This is a genomic window from Rhodococcus sp. P4_E4, assembly GCF_056401575.1.
Genome location: NZ_JBFUJB010000020.1, coordinates 100,289 through 118,961, shown reverse-complemented (window position 1 = coordinate 118,961; position 18,673 = coordinate 100,289). Strand labels below are relative to the sequence as shown.

Below are 18,673 nucleotides of genomic sequence, written 5' to 3'. Positions count from 1 at the left end.
CGCCTGACGTTTTCTGCACCGATTCAGTAGTAAAAAAATCAGTGATCGGTGGGGATGTGGAACAGGGTGGCGAGCTTGTGAATCTTCTTCGCCTTGGCGAGCTTGGGCAGGTCGCTGCCATCGCGCACGCGTGAGCCGTCTTCGCCGAGATCGTCGATGACATTCTGAGCCCAGATCGCGTCGGCCACGGAGGGACTCAGTCCCGCGTTGACGGGGGCAGTCTGCGCGGTGGTCATGCAGAGTTTGCCGGCCATACCGAGTGACAAGGTGATCGCACAGTCTCGGGCGAGCAGATCCAGATCGGGGCCGAGCGTGGGACCGTCGATCGGCGGAGCGATGCGTGCCGCGCGGCTGGCGATGGTGAGCCGCGAACGCGGGTACGACATCGACGTGGGGGAGTCGTCCATCCCAGTGTCGCGCCGGAAGTCGCCGCTGCCGAATGCGAGACGGAAGATGCCGTCAGTGCGTGCGATCTCGGGCGCAGCCTCGAGTCCTACCGCGGATTCGACGAGAGCAAGAATCTTGGTGCCTTCGGGAAGTCGCTCGGCCGTGGCGTCGGCCTGCTGACCGCTTTCGGTCTTTGCGAGCATGACACCCTCGAGTCCGGGGAGGCCCGCGAGTGCGGCCAGATCCTCTTCCCAGAACGGTGTCGTGGCGTCGTTGATCCGAACCCAGGCGTGATTGTGTTCGCTCAGGAATGCGGCGACATCGCGGCGGGCCGCCGGTTTGTTGGGTGCGGTGACGGCATCCTCGAGGTCGAGAATGACGGCGTCGGCCGCACTCGCGAGTGCGGCGTCGAAGGTGTCCGGTTTGGACGCGGGGACGAGGAGCCAGGATCTTGCCTGTTGCGGGGCAATACGCGAGGTCACAGGTCTCTCCATGTGAGTAGTCACATCGGGGCCTTTCGGGTGATTTCCACGACAACAATGATGCCTGCTTACTCGCGGGTAGACCCAATTGCGTAACTAGATTTCAGTCACATCTGCCGCTTCGCTGCGCGCCGGATCTGAATGATGCGAACCCCGCCTGCCAACGCCATGATCAATGCGCCCGCGATCGCGGAGAGCAGGATCGTGATTCCGAGCGGAAAGTCGATTTGCCAGGCCAGGATCTTGACGGAGACGCTCTCGAGGTTCTGCAGGATGAACACCAGCAGCATGATCAGCACGATTGCGCCGATGACCAGGCCAACCCACGTCGTCGCAGCCCTGGTTCGGTCGGTTACCGCGGTTCCGGTCGGCACCGGTTCAGGCGTCGGGTTCGGTTCGGGATCGTGTTTTTCGACTGCCTTGTCCTCGCCCACCTTCGGAAGTTCCGGGTCGGGACCGAAACCGTCGGCAGGGCCGTACACGGGGGAGTTCGACGGATCCTCTGGTGTGGTTGACATGACATGATCATCACGCAACCTGCGCAAAGTTGCACGGGTAATCCGGCCACAATCGGGTGGCAGTGGGGTAGCACCCCAAAACAATGGGACAATGGTGTAACTATGGCTGCCTCTCTTCCCCTCGTTTTCACTGCACCCAAGCGCGGAATGCCTCCACGGCACCTCGCCGATCTCGATTCCGCCGAGCGCAAAGAAGCGGTGAAAGAGCTCGGCCTTCCGGCTTTCCGGGCCGATCAGCTCGCGCGTCAGTACTACGCGCGTCTCGAAGCCGATCCGGAGAAGATGACCGATCTCCCCGCATCGGTGCGCGAGAAGGTGGGGGAGTCGCTGTTCCCGACCTTGCTGACCCCGATCAAGCACCTCGCGTGCGATTCGGGCGACACTCGCAAGACCCTGTGGAAGGCGCATGACGGAACGCTGCTCGAAAGCGTCCTGATGCGCTATCCCGATCGGGCGACGCTCTGTATCTCGAGTCAGGCAGGCTGCGGAATGGCCTGCCCGTTCTGTGCGACGGGTCAGGGCGGCCTCGACCGCAACCTTTCGACCGCCGAGATCGTCGATCAGGTTCGCGAGGCAGCGGCCGCAATGCGCGACGGTGATGTTGCCGGCGGACCCGGACGCCTCTCGAACGTCGTGTTCATGGGTATGGGCGAGCCTTTGGCGAACTACAAGCGCGTGGTGGCAGCGGTACGACGCATCACTTCGCCCGCACCCGACGGGCTCGGCCTGTCTCAGCGGTCCGTGACGGTCTCGACCGTCGGCCTCGCTCCCGCTATCCGCAAGCTCGCTGACGAAGGCCTGAGCGTCACGCTGGCGGTATCGCTACACACACCGGACGACGAACTGCGCGACACACTTGTGCCGGTCAACAATCGCTGGTCAGTGTCGGAGGTACTTCAGGCTGCCCGGTACTACGCAGACAAGACCGGTCGGCGTGTGTCCATCGAGTACGCGATGATCAAGAACGTCAACGATCAGCCGTGGCGCGCGGACATGCTGGGCAAGAAGCTGAAGAAAGCACTCGGCGGGTTGGTGCACGTCAACCTGATTCCGCTCAACCCGACTCCGGGTAGCGAGTGGGACGCGAGCCCCAAGGACGTCGAGCGTGAGTTCGTGCGTCGGGTCATCGCCCAGGGCGTCTCGTGCACCGTGCGCGATACGCGCGGTCAGGAAATCGCCGCAGCCTGTGGCCAGTGCGGCGCCCCCTTCTCTTTGTCAGGTCTCTAGCGCGGGCGGCGACGGATGACGATGTCGCGGACCAGAACGAAGATCATCAATCCGGCAGTGCCGATGAGCCACAGATCCTCGACCTTGCCGTGATGGTTTCCGATCATCATCAGAAGCAGGAATATTGCGAAGAACCATCCGAGGAAACGGAAAAACTTGAGTCCTTCACCACTCCACCCCCATGCGGCAGAGGGAACCTCGGCCTCATCGACGTGCGAGACCACGACGGGGGCGCTGGACTTGACGTCCAACTGGGTATCGGCCACGGTCGATCCTCCTGCTCATTCGGTTGCACTACTGCCCAATATGGTGACATACGACTGCCTGTCGTACGTAGTTGGGCGTCGATAAGGTTGTTCTCAGGTGTTATCAGGAACAATGGGCGAGTGCAGGAAACCACACGTACCCGCGTCCTCCTCCTCGGCAGTACCGGTTCGATCGGTACCCAAGCGCTGGAGGTCATTGCAGCCAACCCCGATCGTTTCGAAGTAGTCGGTCTCGCAGCGGGCGGCAACAACGTCGAGTTGTTGGGCGAACAGATTCGTGCAACCGGCGTCACGGACGTCGCCGTCGCCGATCCTGCAGCGGCATCGGCGCTGGAATCGGTAACCGCCCGTTCGGGACCGAGCGCCGTGACGGAACTGGTTCGGGACAGCGGTGCCGACGTTGTCCTCAATGCACTCGTCGGTTCGTTGGGACTCGAACCGACTCTGGCGGCGCTGAACTCGGGAGCGCGCCTTGCGCTGGCGAACAAGGAATCGCTTGTCGCCGGCGGAGCGCTGGTGACCAAAGCCGCTGCACCCGGTCAGATCGTGCCGGTCGACTCGGAGCATTCGGCGCTTGCCCAGTGTCTACGTGGTGGAACAGGCGACGAAGTGGCTCGGTTGGTTCTCACCGCTTCGGGTGGGCCGTTCCGTGGCTGGAGCGCCGAGGATCTCGAAAGTGTGAATCCAGCTCAGGCAAAAGCGCACCCCACCTGGTCGATGGGGCCCATGAACACCCTCAATTCGGCAACTCTGGTCAACAAGGGCCTCGAGCTGATCGAGACGAACCTGCTGTTCGGGATCGACTACGACCGCATCGACGTCACCGTGCACCCGCAGTCGATCGTGCATTCCATGGTGACCTTCTTCGACGGGTCGACGCTGGCACAGGCAAGCCCGCCGGACATGAAGCTCCCGATCGCTCTCGCTCTCGGCTGGCCGGACCGCATCGAAGGTGCTGCGTCGGCATGCGACTTCACCACCGCCTCCACCTGGGAATTCGAGCCGCTCGATTCGTCGGTGTTCCCCGCCGTCGATCTGGCGCGAAGCGCGGGCAAATCCGGCGGTTGCTTCACCGCGATCTACAACGCGGCCAACGAAGTGGCGGCTCAGGCATTCCTCGACGGTGTCATTTCCTTCCCGGCGATCGTCCGCACGGTGGCCGCTGTTCTCGACGATGCAGGTCAATGGTCCGCGGAACCGGTTACCGTGGACGACGTTCTGGCCGCAGACGGCTGGGCACGCACACGAGCGCGTCAGCTCGTGAAGCAGGAGGGCTAGAGCTTTCATGGTTTTTGCACTGGGCGTAGTGCTGTTTGCCCTCGGCATCGGCGTGTCCATCGCCCTGCACGAAGCCGGCCACATGTGGACGGCCAAGGCTTTGGGAATGAAGGTTCGCCGCTACTACATCGGCTTCGGACCGAAGATCTTCTCGTTCCGTCGAGGTGAGACCGAGTACGGCCTCAAGGCGCTGCCGCTCGGTGGATTCTGCGACATCGCCGGCATGACGGCTCTCGACGAGATGACGCCCGAAGAAGAGCCGCACGCGATGTACAAGAAGGCGGCGTGGAAGCGTGTCGTCGTCATGTCCGGGGGTATCGCGATGAACTTCATTCTCGGGTTCCTCCTGATCTACGCGTTGCTCCTCGGTTGGGGCCGAACTGAGCCCGCTCAGCCAGTGGTCCAAGAGGTCACGTGTGTAGCCCCCGATCAGCTGGGCCAGGACGGCAACTTCGAGCTGACAGAGTGCTCGGGTGGAGGCCCCGCAGGAGATGCGGGCCTGAAATCGGGGGATCGGATCACCGCAGTCGATGGAAAGTCGACGAGCACCTTCCCCGAGGTGGCAGCTGCTATTCGAGGTGTGGATGGCCCGATCGTGTTGTCGGTTGATCGCGACGGAGAGGCGTTGTCGATCACGGTCGTCCCCGAACGAGTCCAGCGATATGTGAACTCGGCCAGTGGCGTTCCCGTGAAGCAGGAAGTATCCGCTGTCGGAATCGGTGGTCCGGGCTCGGCGTTGGTCGAGTACAACGCGCTCACTGCTGTTCCGGCAGCCTTCGACTACACCGGACAGATCATGGTCGACTCGGTGAAGGCGTTGGCCGACATTCCGTCCAAGGTGGGGGCTCTGTGGGAGTCGATCACGGGCGGCGAGCGGGCACTGGACACACCTATCAGCGTGGTCGGCGCCAGCGTGATCGGTGGCGAGGCCGCTGATCGAGCCGAGTGGCCGATGTTCGTCGGGCTGCTCGCATCGATCAACTTCTTCCTCGGTGTTTTCAACATCCTGCCGCTGTTGCCGCTCGACGGCGGTCACATCGCGGTGGTCTTCTACGAGAAGATCCGCGATTGGTTCCGCGCTCGCCGCGGCTTGATTCCCGGCGGCCCGGTCGACTACACGAGACTCCTTCCGATTACTTACGTATTCATCGTGATCGGTGGCGCGTTCATGTTGCTGACACTCACGGCTGACATCGTCAATCCGATCAAGATCTTCTGACCGTGTGAGCATGGCGACGGTTGCCGCGCGGTAGTGCGGCGATCGCCCGGCTAAACTTGCAGTGAAGCTATGAAAGAAGGCACAGACGTGACCATCCCTATCGGACTGGGAATGCCCTCGGCACCCGCAGCGATTCTTGCTCCTCGACGCAAGACACGGCAGCTGCAGGTCGGCACGGTAGGTGTGGGCAGCGATTTCCCCATCTCGGTGCAGTCCATGTGCACCACGAAGACGCACGATGTCAATGCAACGCTCCAGCAGATCGCGGAACTGACCGCGTCCGGTTGCGACATCGTCCGTGTCGCCTGCCCGCGTCAGGAAGACGCGGACGCGTTGTCGATCATTGCGAAGAAGAGCCAGATCCCGGTTATCGCCGACATCCACTTCCAGCCGCGCTACATCTTCGCGGCAATCGACGCGGGATGCGCTGCGGTGCGCGTCAATCCGGGCAACATCAAGGAATTCGACGGCCGTGTCAAAGAGGTGGCCAAGGCTGCCGGTGACGCAGGCATTCCGATCCGTATCGGTGTCAACGCGGGATCGCTCGATCCTCGGTTGATGGAGAAGTACGGCAAGGCGACGCCCGAAGCGTTGGTCGAGTCCGCGCTGTGGGAGGCCGGGTTGTTCGAAGAGCACGGCTTCGGTGACATCAAGATCTCCGTCAAGCACAACGATCCGGTGATCATGGTCGAGGCTTACCGCCAACTCGCCGCCAAATGCGATTACCCGTTGCACCTCGGCGTCACGGAGGCAGGGCCGGCGTTTCAGGGCACGATCAAGTCCGCGGTCGCCTTCGGTGCGCTGCTCGCGGAGGGTATCGGCGACACGATCCGGGTTTCGCTCTCGGCCCCGCCGGCCGAGGAAATCAAGGTCGGTAACCAGATTCTGCAGTCTCTGAACCTGCGTCCCCGCAAGCTCGAGATCGTCTCTTGCCCCTCGTGTGGCCGTGCACAGGTCGATGTCTACACACTTGCCGACGAGGTCTCTGCCGGCCTCGAAGGCATGGAGATCCCGCTGCGCGTGGCAGTCATGGGTTGCGTCGTGAACGGACCGGGTGAAGCACGTGAGGCTGACCTCGGTGTGGCGTCCGGCAACGGCAAGGGCCAGATCTTCGTCAAGGGCAAGGTCATCAAGACGGTGCCCGAGGCGCAGATCGTCGAGACTTTGATCGAAGAAGCGATGAAAATCGCCGAAAGCATGGAGGGTGACGCTTCGGAGGGTGCGCCGGTCGTCACCGTGAGTTGAGTGATTGCCGGATGAATCTTCCCCGTCGGTGTCAGGTTCGTGGCAATCTGAGTGCATCATGATCGGGTAGTGATATTCGTGGACGCGCAGTCGAGTCGAGGGGGTTGACGGATGCTCAAACTCCTCGGAGCCAAGCAGGTCGGAAGTCGAGATCTCGAAGACGTCCGACGGGTACTCGACGCCGATCCGGTGGCCGCCTGCATGATTGCCGCGCGCGTCGAAGAATGCGGTGTCGACCCACGAATGATTCACGGCGAGCTGTGGAGTCGAGGCGGGCCGTTGTCCTCGCTGTGCTTTGCCGGGGCAAATCTGGTTCCACTTCGAGGCGATCCGGATGACATTCGGGCATTCGCTGACCGCGCCTGTCGGATTCCGCGCATGTGCTCGTCGGTGGTCGGTCGCGCCGAATTGGCGTTGCCGCTGTGGGAGATGCTCGAGCTCGATTGGGGAACTGCGCGGGAGGTTCGCCCCGAACAGCCGTTGCTCGCGGTATCCGAGCCGCTGGCATGCCCGTCGGACCCACTGGTGCGGCAGGTTCGCTCGGACGAACTCGAGATCTATCTGCCTGCCGCGATCGCGATGTTCATCGAAGAGGTTGGCGTCGATCCGCGTGCAAACGACGGTGGGCGCGGATATCGACATCGTGTGGCAAGCCTGATCGCCGCTGGTCGAGCGTGGGCGCATATCGAGGACGGCCAGGTCGTCTTCAAGGCGGAGGTCGGTTCGATGTCTGCTCGCTGTGGCCAGATTCAGGGCGTGTGGGTCAACCCGGAATTTCGTGGGCAGGGCTTCGGCGTGACCGGTACAGCGGCTGTAGCGGAGTCGATCATGGCGACCGGTCGCATTGCGAGCCTGTACGTCAACAGCTTCAATACGATTGCGCGGTCGACCTATTCGCGGGTGGGGTTCCGGCAGGTCGCGACCTTCTCGACGGTGCTGCTCGACTGAGCGTCCAAGCTGCGTGCAATGGTCGCGCCTACGCTGGGTGGAGCATTTGTCGCCCTACTATGGGGCTCGATGAACACTCGGCATTTCTCTCGTAGTCGCTCGGCCCAACTGTTGGCCTCCTGCACCGTGATCTTTTTGGCGGTGGGGATCAGTTCGTGTACTCCGAAACCCGCTGGCCCCGAGCCCGTCGCGCAGCAGTTCCTGAGTGCGTTCGGTGACAGGGACATCGACGAGGCAGCAAAAATGACGGACCGGCCTGATTCCGCGGGTCCTGTATTGAGTGACACCTGGGATGCGCTTCAGGCGGAGTCGATGACTGCCGAGACCACGTCGGTGAAGATGAACGGTGACACTGCGACGGTCGGCTACACCTACGAGTGGCACCTGCCGAAAGACCGCGTCTGGACGTACGACGGCGAGCTGCAGATGGGACGCAAGGACGGCGACTGGTCCGTCCGTTGGAGTTCGACGGACGTTCATCCGCGCCTCGGTGACAAGCAGACGATGTCGTTGCGGGCAACCGCGGCGCCGCGAGCGCGGGTCAACGAGCATTCGGGGACCGACGTCCTGGTGCCGGGAATCGTCTACCGAGTGAAGTTCGATCGCTCCAAGAGCAACGACATCATCGGTTCCGCGAACAGTCTCGCAAGTGTTCTCGGGCGGTTCGATGCGTCGCTGACCGGTCAGTCGATCGCCGAATCCTCGACGGCCGTCAAGGGTGACTATCTGGTGACGCGGCTGCGCAGTGACGACTACGACCAAGTTTCGGCGCAGTTGGGTGCGATATCGGGAGTATCGGTATCGGACGAATCGGATCTCGTGTCGACCGACCCGGAGTTCGCGCCTGACCTTCTCGGGCAGATCAAGAAGACGATCATCGACGAGGTCGACGGCAAAGCCGGCTGGAGTGTCGTCACGGTCAACCAGAACGGCGTCGACACCGACGTGTTGACCGAGACTGCGCCACAACCGGTTCCGTCGTTCAGTATCAGTCTGGACCGCAACATCCAGATCGCTGCTCAGCGCGCGGTGAACGTGAACAAGGATCAGGCGATGATGGTGGTGATCGAACCGTCGAGTGGCGCGATCCTGGCCGTCGCGCAGAACAAGGCAGCTGACCGCGACGGGCCGGTCGCGACGATGGGTCAGTACCCGCCTGGTTCGACCTTCAAGATCATCACTGCAGGGGCGGCAATTTCGACCGGTCAGGCGACCCCCGACACGATGGTGCCATGCCCGGGCCGAATCGAGATCGGCGAGCGCAGCGTCCCCAACTACAACGAGTTCGCACTCGGCACGGTGCCGATGGCAACGGCCTTCGCGCGTTCGTGCAACACGTCCTTCGCCAAGTTGGCCAGCGAGATGCAGGCAGACACGTTGACCACTGCCGCAGCGCAGTTCGGCATCGGCCAGGACTACAACGTGGTGGGATTGCCGATCGATTCCGGTTCGGTGCCGCCGGCGTCGGACCTGGTCCAGCGGACGGAAGACGGGTTCGGTCAGGGCAAGGTCGTGGTCAGTCCGTTCGGAATGGCGATGGCAGCTGCGACGGTCGCGAACGGTTCGACTCCGGTGCCGCAACTGATTTCGGGGCGCGAAACCACCATCGACGGTGAGCGCCCGGCGATCACGCCGGCCATGGTCGACGGTCTGCGCGGCATGATGCGACTCGTGGTCACGAGCGGTACTGCAGAACGCGTCGAAGATCAGGGTGAGGTGTACGGCAAGACCGGTGAAGCCGAGGTCGACGGGGGATCGCATGCGTGGTTCGTCGGCTATCGCGGCAACCTGGCCTTCGCCACTCTGGTTGTGCGGGGCGGAAGTTCGGACAACGCCGTCGCAGTCACCCGCGACATGCTCACCGCCCTGCCGGAAGGCTACTGACCCGTCAGGGGAGCAGTCCCAACCTGCGGGCGGTCACCACGGCTTCGTGGCGTGAGCTCGCGTCCAGCTTTCCCATCGCGCTTCGCAGATAGCTCTTGACTGTTTCAGGTCGAAGGGAAAGCCTTTGGCCGGCTTCGATGTTGGTGCAGCCGAGTGCGACTTGCGAGAGAACGTCCACTTCACGCGGGGTGAGCGCGACGTCGGATTCGGCGTCGGCGGTAGGCCGCAGCAGGTTGGCCAAACGCTGGGAAAGTCCGCGGAGCTTGGTCTGCAAGTCGGTGTCGGTCACGGTCTGGGCGACACTGCGTAGTTCGGCGTGGACTCCGCGGATCTCTTCCGAAGACATACCGTCGGCGGTGGTCGCGGCGGCGGCCTGAAGTAGTTGCAGGCGACGATCGACCTCGTCGCGGATGGCGAACTCCATCCCGAGACGCCGGGATGCGCTGACCATGACGTCTGCTGTGCGATCGCCGAGAGGCGCGGAATCACGGATCGCGGCGTAGAGGACAGCGCGCGATTTGCCGGACACGATGACCGGAACGGCGATGATCGAATGCAGGCCCTCGCTGAGAACAGGCCGGTCGAAGTGATGAGTGATGGACTGCGAATTGCCGTAATCGTTGACGGTGATCGGTGAACCCTGGGCGACGACGCGTCCGCCCATGCCCGAGCGCGGCGGGATGGCCAAGCCCTTGAGATTGTTGGTGCGGGTGCCGACGAATTCGCTCAGGTGCAGGGTTCCGTCCTGGACCTCGCCTCCGAACAGCACGGGAACAACGCCCTGAGCTGCAATCGTTCGGAGTTCACCTCGCATAGCGTCCCCGTCGCGGGGACGCAGAAGTGACGAAGCATGTCGATTCACGCAGGTACCCCTTTCTGGGGGTAGTGAAGTTCTCTTGTGAGCTAGATCATAGGGGGTGAACAGTACGTATGACGAGCCGCCAACGTAACCGGTCGGGCCAACCATACGACGATCGATAAGGAGCAAGTTGATGAGCACCGATCCCACCGCACGGGTGCGCGAGCTGCTGGACCAGTACGACACCCCGCATGCCAGCGCCGCAGAATTGCTCTGCGATCGGCATCCCGCGGATGGCGTTGCATTCACCGTCGTCGAGGCAGACCTTAGCTCGGTGGACCTCACATACGGTCATCTACGTGAGCAGTCCGCGCGTTTCGCGGCAGCTCTGGCGGACCTCGGAGTCGAGCCGGGTGACAACGTCGCGACCTTGATGGGCAAGTCTGCGGACCTCGTGGTCGCGCTCCTCGGAATCTGGCGCCGCGGCGCGGTCCACGTGCCCTTGTTCACGGCGTTCGCTTCGCCGGCCATCGCTTTCCGCTTGACGGCCAGTGGCGCGAAGGTGGTCGTTTCCGACGCCAATCAGCTCGACAAGCTCGCGCCGGGCGAGGACATCCCCGCCGACGCAGCGTGGCAGGTCATCGTCGCGGGCGGCGCGGCCGGTGACGAGTTGGACTTCGATGCACTTGTCGCAGCTCAGGATGCAGAAGACCCGAAGGGCGCTGCTCAGGCAGTCGGCGGCAACGCACCGATGGTGCAGTTGTTCACCAGTGGCACCACGGGGACACCCAAGGGCGTGCCGGTTCCGGTGCGCGCGCTCGCGTCGTTCCACGCCTACCAGGAGTTCGGCCTCGACGTCCGTCAGGACGACGTGTTCTGGAACGCCGCAGACCCGGGCTGGGCGTACGGGCTGTACTACGCGTTGCTCGGTCCGCTTGCCGCGGGAACGCGAAGCATTCTGCTGCACGCCGGATTCTCCGCGCCGCTGACGTGGCAGATCATCGAGAAGTTCGGTGTCACCAATTTTGCCGCTGCTCCGACCGTGTACCGCAGTCTGCGTGCCGACAAGGCACCCGTTCCGGAAGGCATCTCGCTTCGCCGCGCGTCCTCGGCCGGTGAGCCCTTGACTCCCGATGTTGTTGCGTGGTCGAAGAACTCGTTGGGCGTCGAGGTTCGTGATCACTACGGCCAGACCGAGCACGGCATGTTCATCGTCAACGCCTGGGCCGACGGACTCCGCGAGGACGTCCGTCCAGGATCCATGGGTCGTCCGTTGCCGGGCTGGTCTGCCGCTGTGCTGGAGGACAATTCGGATGACATCGCACCGGCTCGCACTCAGGGACGCGTGGCGATCGATACTCACAACAGCCCGTTGATGTGGTTCACCGGATACGTCGATGCGCCGGAGAAGACGAAGCAGCGATTCAGCGAAGACGGTCGCTGGTACATCACCGGTGACGCCGGAATGACGGACGAGGACGGATTCTTCTTCTTCTCCTCGCGCGACGACGACGTCATCATCATGGCGGGCTACCGCATCGGTCCCTTCGACGTCGAGAGCGTGCTGGTCATGCACGAGCACGTCATCGAGGCGGCAGTGGTGGGCATGCCCGACGAGTTGCGCGGTGAGGTCCTCGAGGCGTTCGTCGTACTTCGCGAAGGTGTCGACGGTGACGACGAACTCGAGAAGGAACTGCAAACCCTGGTGAAGAAGAAGTTTGCAGCGCACGCGTACCCACGCACGGTGCACTTTGTTCCCTTTATTAACCGCGGGCGGTTAATAAAGGCGCACAGCAAGGTCAGCGCCGACGGATTCTGCCGACCACCATGAGGGCGATCAGGGTAACTGCAAGCAGCAGTGTCGTATTTGCTGCGGCAAGAAATACCTGGCCGCGGTCGGTGAGTCCGAAGATGCTGACCGGCAAGGTCTTCCATGTCGCCGGGTAGACCATGACCGTTGCGCCCAGCTCACCCATCGACAGTGCGATGGAAAGCCCGGCGGCCGCACCCAACGCTGGGAGCAGCAGCGGTAGCGTCACCCGCGTCAGCACCCGCACTGGGCCGGCGCCGAGTGATTCGGCAGCTTGACGGTAGGCGGGATCGAGCCGTTCGAGCGCGGCCGATACGGAACTGAAGGCAAAGGCAAGCACGAGAACCGTGTGAGCGAGGATCACGATCCATTTGGTGCCGCCGAGCAGTAGTGGGCGCTCGTTGAAAGTGATGAGCAGACCCAAGCCGATCGCGACCGACGGAACCGCAATCGGTAAATGGAATACGGCATCGGTGATGCGCCGCAGCCACATCGGTGCCTCACGAGAGGCCAGCGCGGCCCACGTTCCGACGATCAATGCCAGTGCTCCCGAGATGAACGCAGTCTGCAAACTGACGATCAGGCTGGCGAAGTTCTCGTCGGACAGCGCCGTGGAGAAGTTCTTGCCGCCGAGATTCGACGGAAGTGGACCGGTCCACGATCCGGCCAAGGCAGCTGCGACGACGGTGGCGATGGGCGCGACAAAAACCACCGCGACGACGAGGGTGAAGAATCCGAGTACGAGAGCCCTAGAGCTTCGTGTCCACAGCAGCACGGCTTCCTCCCATCAATCTGTTGAAGGTGAATCGGTAGAGGCAGTACAGGCCGAGTGAGAGTGCGACCTGGACCGTCGCGATCACTGCCGCGCCGGGCAAGTCGAAGGTGACGATGCCGCGGGTGTAGATGAGGACCGGAAGAGTTACGACGTCTTTTGCTCCGGTGAAGAGCACGATGCCGAATTCATTCAGTGTCATCAGAAGTACGAGCGATCCACCGGCCAGGAGGGCTGGCCACGCTTCCGGCATCACCACCTGCCGCAGAACTCGGACGGGTGACGCGCCGAGACTGGCTGCAACGTCGAGCTGTTCACGCGGAATCTGGGTGAACGCGGCCAATAGCGGACGCACGACAAAGGGTGTGAAGAAGGTGATTTCGGCCGCGATGACTCCGAACGGAGTGTTCAGGAAATTTAGCGGGCCGCTCGCGTCGCCGGTGATGCTGATGATCAAGGCGTTGACGGCGCCGGCCGTGCCGTACAGAAACGTGAACGCCAGCGTGATCAGGAATGACGGCAGGGCGAGCACGGTGTCGATCAATCGCCCCACCACCTTGGATCCGGCGAATGGAACGAAGGCAAGCACCAAGGCGAGGAAGGTTCCCAGGATCAGGCACCCCAGAGTCGACGCCACGGCGATCTGGATGGTCCGCCACAGTGCGGTTCGGAACAGTTCCGAACCGAGCACGGAGGACCACGTGGACAACCCGGTGCCGCTTCCGGTGCTCAGCGATTCCGTGAGGACACGCGCAGTGGGATAGACAGCAAACACGAGGACAAGAAGCAGTGGCGGTAGCGTCCACCCGATCCGGCGCCAGGGGATGGGGTCTTTGTGCTGGGGCACAGCGGTTTCAGGGCGTTCCAAGGTTGTCGTCATGGGTGGCGATCCGCCGGCACCAGGACACTGCCGTCCGTGGGCAAGACGACGCCCACTTCGGTGTCGACCGGTCGTTCGTCGTGCCCTGGAACATCCACGTCGACGCGGACGTCGTCGAGGCCACGGACAGCCAGCGTCAGTCGCGTCGTGGAACCGCGCCAGACGCTCGAGACGATGCGCGCCGGGAATGATCCTCGTGCGCCGACGCCGGTTACGCCTACCGCGTGTGGACGAACACACAGGTAGGCGTCCATGTCGGACTCCCATTCGATGTGCCCGATCTCGGGCTGCGGGGCGTGAGCGGTGAACGGCGTGCCACCGATCGAGACCAGTGCGGAGGTGCCGATGACGCGTGTGACGGTGCAGGGCAGCAGGTTGGCACCCCCGAGGAAGGCCGCGGTGAAGCTGGACGGCGGGCGTTTCCACAAGGCCTCGGCGGTGTCGATGTCCGCGAGTCTGGCGTTGCGCATCACTGCGATTCGGTCTGCGAGCGCCAGGGCTTCACTCTGATCGTGCGTCACATAGAGCATGGCTGTGTCAGGTAGTGCGGCGCGCAGTCTCGCCAGTTCGCCGAGCATGCTCTCGCGAAGTTGCGCATCCAGGGCGGCCAGTGGTTCGTCGAGGAGGAGTACTCCAGGGCGAATTGCCAAGGCTCGGGCGATTGCGATTCGCTGCTGTTGACCGCCGGAAAGCTCACGGGGAAGGCGCTTTCCGTACGCCGACATCCCGACCATGTCGAGGGCTTCGGCTACGCGAGGGCCGATCTCCGACCGCGGCACGCGATGGGCTCGGAGTCCGAAGGCTACGTTCTCGGAAACTCGCATGTGCGGGAAGAGTGCGTACGACTGAACGACGACGCCGATACCGCGTTGTGCGGGAGGCAGATTGGTGACGTCTCGGGTGCCGAGCTTGACGGAACCGGACGTGGGGCGGACAAATCCCGCGAGGGCCTTCAGAGCGGTCGACTTGCCGGATCCACTGGGCCCCAGCAGTGCCACAGTTTCACCCGGTGCCACTCGCAGATTGAAATCGACGAGTGCATGGGTTGCGGTCTTCCCGCGGCCGTAGGCGACGTTGACGCGATCGAAGGTGATGGCCGGAGCGGAATGTTCGATCACTCCGTGAACACCGACGGTCTCGGGGAGCGTCCGCCCCAGTCTGGTTCTTGCCATGATCAGCTCCCGGTGGCTTTCTGGTAAGCGGCGATGTCGGCGTCGAGCGAGCTGAGGACGTCGTTCCAGTTCGGGGTCCACACGTTGACGCCCTGCAGAACTCCCGACGGCGTGTTCTTGTCGGTCGATTCACCGGCACTGCTTCGGACGTCCTCGCGGACCGATACGCCGAGTGCATCGGTGGCGACGGTCTTCTGGGATTCTTCGGAGAGCAGGAACTCCATCAACTTCTTGGCTTGTTCGCTGCTCGGTGCGCTCTTGGCGAGGCCCATCACGTAGGGCAGTGCAATGGTGGTGCGAGCGCCGTCGGCTCCCGCGGGGAAGAAGATGTCGAACTTCGAGCCGTCGTCGGCGATGGAGGCGAGGTTCATCTGGACGTCACCGTTGGCGACCAGGAGTTCTCCGTTGCTGACCTTGGGCTGGAGCTTTCCGGTGGAGGACGAGGGACCGACGTTGTTGGCCTGGAGCTTTCCGAGGTAGTCGAGTGCGCCTTCCTTGCCCATCAGATGCTGGAGCAGCAACAACACCGCGGTACCGTCGCCGGCCTGGCCGGGCGTGGAGTACTGCAACTTGCCCTTGAACTGATCAGTGAGCAGGTCGTCCCAAGATTGTGGGGCGGGTGACGCAGTCGGATTGGCGATGAACGAGAGGTAATTCTCGACGACGGGTACGTATTTGCCGGCGTCGTCCTTCTCGTCCGCGGGAACGGCGGAGGTGTCGATTCCGCTGGGCTCGAGCAGACCTTGGGCGTCGGCCTTCTGGATGAACGGCGGCAGCGTGATGATCACGTCCGCCTGTGGGTTGGACTGTTCTTTCTCGACCCGCGAGACGACCTCGCCGGATCCGGCTTCCACGAGGTTGACGGCGATACCGGTCTGCGCGGTGAAGGCGTCGAATCTTCCCTTGTACCAACCGGACAGACCGTCGGCGCTGTAGACGGTGACGGTCTCGGTATCTGATCCGGCAGCAGTGCCGGTGCCACCGCAGGCAGTGGTGAACGAAAGGACGGACACGGCGAGAGCGGCCGCAGCGATGCTCGGGCGTAGACGCATGACGATTCCTTTTTCGGAGGTGAGATCAGGAGTGGGTGAGGAGTTCGGCGAACTCCGTCACGGACGGGACGATGTGGGTGGCTCCGGCGTCGCGAAGCTGTTGCTCGTCGTGTGCGCCGGTCAGAGTTCCGGCGACGATGGATGCGCCGGAGCGAATGCCGCTGAGCACGTCGTTGGACGTGTCGCCGAGTACGGCGATCTGGTGGACGTCGTCGATCGAAAGTTTGAGCAGGGCAGTCAGAATCAGGTCCGGGTACGGTCGACCGCGACCGGCCTCGGCGGGGGAGAGGGTGAGATCGGCGAGGGTTTCCCAGCCGAGTGCGACGAGGAGTTTGTCCTGCGTCGATCGGCTGAAACCGGTGGTCAAGGCAACTTTGATGCCGGCCTCGCGCAGTGTGGTGATCGCCTTCTCCGCGCCAGGGATCGGCTCGGCCAGGCCCTGGTCGATGAGGGAATCGTAAGTGGTTTCGAAGGCGGCGTTCGCGGCCTGGGCGCGGTTCTCGTCACCGAAGATCGCCCGGAACACGACGATCTTCGACTGGCCCATGGTGTCGAGGACGTACTGGCGAGCGGCGTCGGCTTCCGGGCCTTCGGCAGGCAGTCCGCCGGCTTCGGCAGCGGCGGCGAACGCGCGAAGAACCAGTCCGTCGTCGGCGACGGTGGTGCCGGCCATGTCGAGAACGGCAAGGGTGATGGGAGACATGAGAAGTCTTTCGTGTCGGAAGGATTCAGAGACCGAGCTTGTCGGCGGTTTGTTCCGCCAATGCCGGGCCGAGCGTCATGCCGCGGCCACCGGGACCGGCAACCACCCAGACGTTGTCGGCGGCTTGTGCGCGGTGAACAAGTTGTGAGGGGTCGAGGCACTGGCTGTAGACGCCCGCCCATCGCTTGACGATGGGCGGAAGATCGCGTCCCAGAAGTGTTTCCACCACTCCGGACAGATGGCGATAGGGCGACTCGTCGACGTCGAAGTCGAAGGGCTCCTCGTATTCGTGGGTGTCACCGATGGTCAGTCCGCCGTGCAAGCGCTGCACGCACAGGAGTTGCATGCGGTGCTCCTCGGCAGTCGGTTCCTGTGGCTGCACCGTGCGAAGGTGATCGAGGGCAGATCCGGCGAAACCGGGGTAGTAGCGGAAGCTGTCACCGTCAGCGATTGCGGTGGTGAGCTTTTCGCCGAGTGGGGCGCTCTGCATCATCTGCAGGCGCACACGTCGCAACGGGAGATCGCCGGCGAGATCGCGGGCCAATCCGCCGAGTGTTGCTCCGGGGCAGACGATCACGAGATCGGCGTCGAAGTTGCGACCGTGGTCGTCGCGGATGTGTACGCCGGAGGTGTTCGTCGTGATCTCGCGGGCTTCCGTTCCGGCGTGGAAGGTGTAACGGCCGGTGGATTCGAGGTAAGAACGGATGGCGGGGAGCGCTTGCCGTGACTCGACAGCGGCGTCCAGGGTGCAGTGCAGTCCGCCGAGAAACTTGCCCCGGAGCGCGGGGTTGACGACGCGAACGGCGTCGGGATCGAGAAGTGCGAACCCTCGGTTGTCGGCGTCGGGCCGAGCGAATGCTTCCTGCGCGACCGCGACCTCCTCCTCGGTGCGCATGAGGGTGATGGAGCCGGCCGGGCGGTATCCGACGCCGGGGACACGGGCGGCAAGGTCCGCCCACAGCTCGCGCGAACGCAGCGCGGCTTCGAGTTCGTGCGGAGCACGCCCGGATACCCAGACCAATCCGAAGTTCCGTACCGTTGCACCGCGGGCTTCGGGCTCGCGTTCGAGATGGATGACGTCGTGTCCCCGGCGGATTGCCTCGTCGGCGTGCGCCGTTCCGAGGATTCCTCCGCCCACAATCAAAATTCGCATGTAGAGATAGTGACGTTTGGTCTAGACCAATAGGGGGAATCGAGACGAACTCCAGGTTAACAATTGGTATAGACCGAATTCTTGTACGCTTGCGCCATGAATCAGCAGACGTCCACCGGGCCGGGGACCTCGAGCGTCGTGATCGAACCGGAGCTGAAGTACTACCGGGTGCGCACCGAGATCGAGACCATTCTCAGTGGGCTCGAGGAGGGCGACGCAGTCCCGTCCGAGCGGGAATTGGCGGCACGGTTCACTGTCGCTCGCGAGACGGTCCGTCAAGCGCTTCGTGATCTGCTTGTCGAAGGACGGATCGAGCGGAGGGGGCGGGGCACTGTCGTCGCGAGTCCGAAGTTGGTTCAGCCGCTCTCGATTCGTTCTTATACCGAAGGCGCACTGAGTGCTGGGCGAGTGCCCAGTCGTAAGGTTGTGACGTTCGAACGAATGTCGGCCGACGACGGTCTCGCCACGGAGTTGGGTATCGAGGTGGGCGACAGCGTCGTTCATCTCGAGCGTGTCCTCTTTGCCGACGGCGAGAAGATCGGACTCGAATCAACCTTCCTGCCGGACAGCAGGTTCGGTGAAATGCTCGACGCTTTCGATGCCACGACGTCGCTGTACGCGGCTATCCGTTCCATCGGCGTGGTCTTCGCCTCCGCAACCGAACGGATCGAGACGGTGCTCGCGTCACCGCGTGAGGCAACGCTCGTCGAGTCCACGACCTCGATGCCGATGCTTCTGCTGCACCGGACCTCCGTCGATCCGGAGGGTGTGCCGATCGAGCGCGTTCGTTCGCTCTACCGTGGTGACCGTATTGCCTTCTTGACGACTCTTCGCGAGTAGGAGGGGCGTCGAGGGGGTCTGCTGTTACCGGGAACGAT

General features: G+C 63.2%; 18 protein-coding genes. 8 read left to right on the top strand and 10 right to left on the bottom strand.

The genetic code is table 11. From position 1 onward, the window contains the following. Window positions 1-38: 38 nt before the first annotated feature. Both AC1DVN_RS22590 and AC1DVN_RS22585 read right to left on the bottom strand, forming a co-directional pair. A complete protein-coding gene (locus AC1DVN_RS22590; RefSeq protein ID WP_030244636.1) occupies window positions 39-881 on the bottom strand; it encodes an HpcH/HpaI aldolase/citrate lyase family protein in 843 nt (280 codons plus the stop codon). 95 nt (window positions 882-976) lie between these two features. Further along, window positions 977-1,387, bottom strand: a complete 411-nt coding sequence (locus AC1DVN_RS22585) for a LapA family protein (RefSeq protein WP_180279630.1) — start codon at window positions 1,385-1,387, stop codon at window positions 977-979. A 102-nt stretch (window positions 1,388-1,489) separates the two neighbouring features. Between AC1DVN_RS22585 and rlmN the strand changes: the two genes are divergently transcribed. Next, window positions 1,490-2,614, top strand: a complete 1,125-nt coding sequence (gene rlmN / locus AC1DVN_RS22580; protein WP_477994241.1) for a dual-specificity RNA methyltransferase RlmN — start codon at window positions 1,490-1,492, stop codon at window positions 2,612-2,614. Here rlmN and AC1DVN_RS22575 read toward each other — a convergent pair. Next, the gene (locus AC1DVN_RS22575) at window positions 2,611-2,880 is read right to left on the bottom strand and encodes a DUF2631 domain-containing protein (protein WP_019747993.1); all 270 of its coding nucleotides are present in this window, start codon (window positions 2,878-2,880) and stop codon (window positions 2,611-2,613) included. The two genes, rlmN and AC1DVN_RS22575, sit on opposite strands and share 4 nt — an antisense overlap. Before the next feature lie 120 nt (window positions 2,881-3,000). On the opposite strand from AC1DVN_RS22575, the gene dxr reads away from it, so the two are divergent. From dxr to AC1DVN_RS22550, 5 genes are all read left to right on the top strand, one after another. Continuing rightward, on the top strand, window positions 3,001-4,158 hold the full coding sequence (dxr, locus tag AC1DVN_RS22570; protein ID WP_020969350.1) for a 1-deoxy-D-xylulose-5-phosphate reductoisomerase: 1,158 nt from the start codon (window positions 3,001-3,003) through the stop codon (window positions 4,156-4,158). 7 nt (window positions 4,159-4,165) lie between these two features. Beyond that, window positions 4,166-5,377 carry a M50 family metallopeptidase gene (locus AC1DVN_RS22565; RefSeq protein WP_021333037.1) on the top strand — a complete coding sequence of 404 codons (1,212 nt, stop codon included), beginning with the start codon at window positions 4,166-4,168 and terminating at the stop codon, window positions 5,375-5,377. A gap of 87 nt (window positions 5,378-5,464) precedes the next feature. Further along, complete coding sequence (ispG, locus tag AC1DVN_RS22560) at window positions 5,465-6,622, top strand: flavodoxin-dependent (E)-4-hydroxy-3-methylbut-2-enyl-diphosphate synthase (protein WP_007734888.1); 1,158 nt, start codon at window positions 5,465-5,467, stop codon at window positions 6,620-6,622. A gap of 111 nt (window positions 6,623-6,733) precedes the next feature. Next, entirely contained in the window at window positions 6,734-7,570 is an 837-nt protein-coding gene (locus AC1DVN_RS22555) for a GNAT family N-acetyltransferase (RefSeq protein WP_003942692.1), read from the top strand. A gap of 69 nt (window positions 7,571-7,639) precedes the next feature. Then, window positions 7,640-9,454, top strand: a complete 1,815-nt coding sequence (locus AC1DVN_RS22550; protein WP_020907378.1) for a penicillin-binding transpeptidase domain-containing protein — start codon at window positions 7,640-7,642, stop codon at window positions 9,452-9,454. 4 nt (window positions 9,455-9,458) lie between these two features. On the opposite strand, the gene AC1DVN_RS22545 is transcribed toward AC1DVN_RS22550, so the two are convergent. Then, window positions 9,459-10,268: a LuxR C-terminal-related transcriptional regulator gene (locus AC1DVN_RS22545; protein WP_021343935.1), complete on the bottom strand. Its 810-nt coding sequence runs from the start codon at window positions 10,266-10,268 to the stop codon at window positions 9,459-9,461. Window positions 10,269-10,446: 178 nt separating this feature from the next. Here AC1DVN_RS22545 and AC1DVN_RS22540 point away from each other — a divergent pair, with 178 nt between their 5' ends. Continuing rightward, window positions 10,447-12,084, top strand: a complete 1,638-nt coding sequence (locus tag AC1DVN_RS22540) for an AMP-binding protein (RefSeq protein ID WP_477994240.1) — start codon at window positions 10,447-10,449, stop codon at window positions 12,082-12,084. On the opposite strand, the gene AC1DVN_RS22535 is transcribed toward AC1DVN_RS22540, so the two are convergent. The 6 genes from AC1DVN_RS22535 to AC1DVN_RS22510 are packed head-to-tail and all read right to left on the bottom strand — an operon-like array spanning window position 12,053 to window position 17,795. Then, the gene (locus AC1DVN_RS22535; protein WP_019747999.1) at window positions 12,053-12,838 is read right to left on the bottom strand and encodes an ABC transporter permease; all 786 of its coding nucleotides are present in this window, start codon (window positions 12,836-12,838) and stop codon (window positions 12,053-12,055) included. The genes AC1DVN_RS22540 and AC1DVN_RS22535 overlap by 32 nt on opposite strands. Then, window positions 12,813-13,715: a 2-aminoethylphosphonate ABC transporter permease subunit gene (locus AC1DVN_RS22530; RefSeq protein ID WP_019748000.1), complete on the bottom strand. Its 903-nt coding sequence runs from the start codon at window positions 13,713-13,715 to the stop codon at window positions 12,813-12,815. The genes AC1DVN_RS22535 and AC1DVN_RS22530 overlap by 26 nt, the downstream gene beginning before the upstream one ends. Next, window positions 13,712-14,887, bottom strand: coding sequence for an ABC transporter ATP-binding protein (locus tag AC1DVN_RS22525; protein ID WP_477994239.1), 1,176 nt, complete (start codon window positions 14,885-14,887; stop codon window positions 13,712-13,714). Before AC1DVN_RS22525 ends, AC1DVN_RS22530 begins: the two co-directional genes overlap by 4 nt. A gap of 2 nt (window positions 14,888-14,889) precedes the next feature. Beyond that, a complete protein-coding gene (locus AC1DVN_RS22520; protein ID WP_019748002.1) occupies window positions 14,890-15,939 on the bottom strand; it encodes a 2-aminoethylphosphonate ABC transporter substrate-binding protein in 1,050 nt (349 codons plus the stop codon). 25 nt (window positions 15,940-15,964) lie between these two features. Continuing rightward, window positions 15,965-16,642, bottom strand: coding sequence for a phosphonatase-like hydrolase (locus tag AC1DVN_RS22515; RefSeq protein ID WP_019748003.1), 678 nt, complete (start codon window positions 16,640-16,642; stop codon window positions 15,965-15,967). Between the two features lie 25 nt (window positions 16,643-16,667). Further along, window positions 16,668-17,795, bottom strand: a complete 1,128-nt coding sequence (locus tag AC1DVN_RS22510; RefSeq protein WP_477994238.1) for a TIGR03364 family FAD-dependent oxidoreductase — start codon at window positions 17,793-17,795, stop codon at window positions 16,668-16,670. Window positions 17,796-17,891: 96 nt separating this feature from the next. On the opposite strand from AC1DVN_RS22510, the gene AC1DVN_RS22505 reads away from it, so the two are divergent. Then, the gene (locus AC1DVN_RS22505) at window positions 17,892-18,635 is read left to right on the top strand and encodes a GntR family transcriptional regulator (protein ID WP_051720809.1); all 744 of its coding nucleotides are present in this window, start codon (window positions 17,892-17,894) and stop codon (window positions 18,633-18,635) included. Window positions 18,636-18,673: the final 38 nt, after the last annotated feature.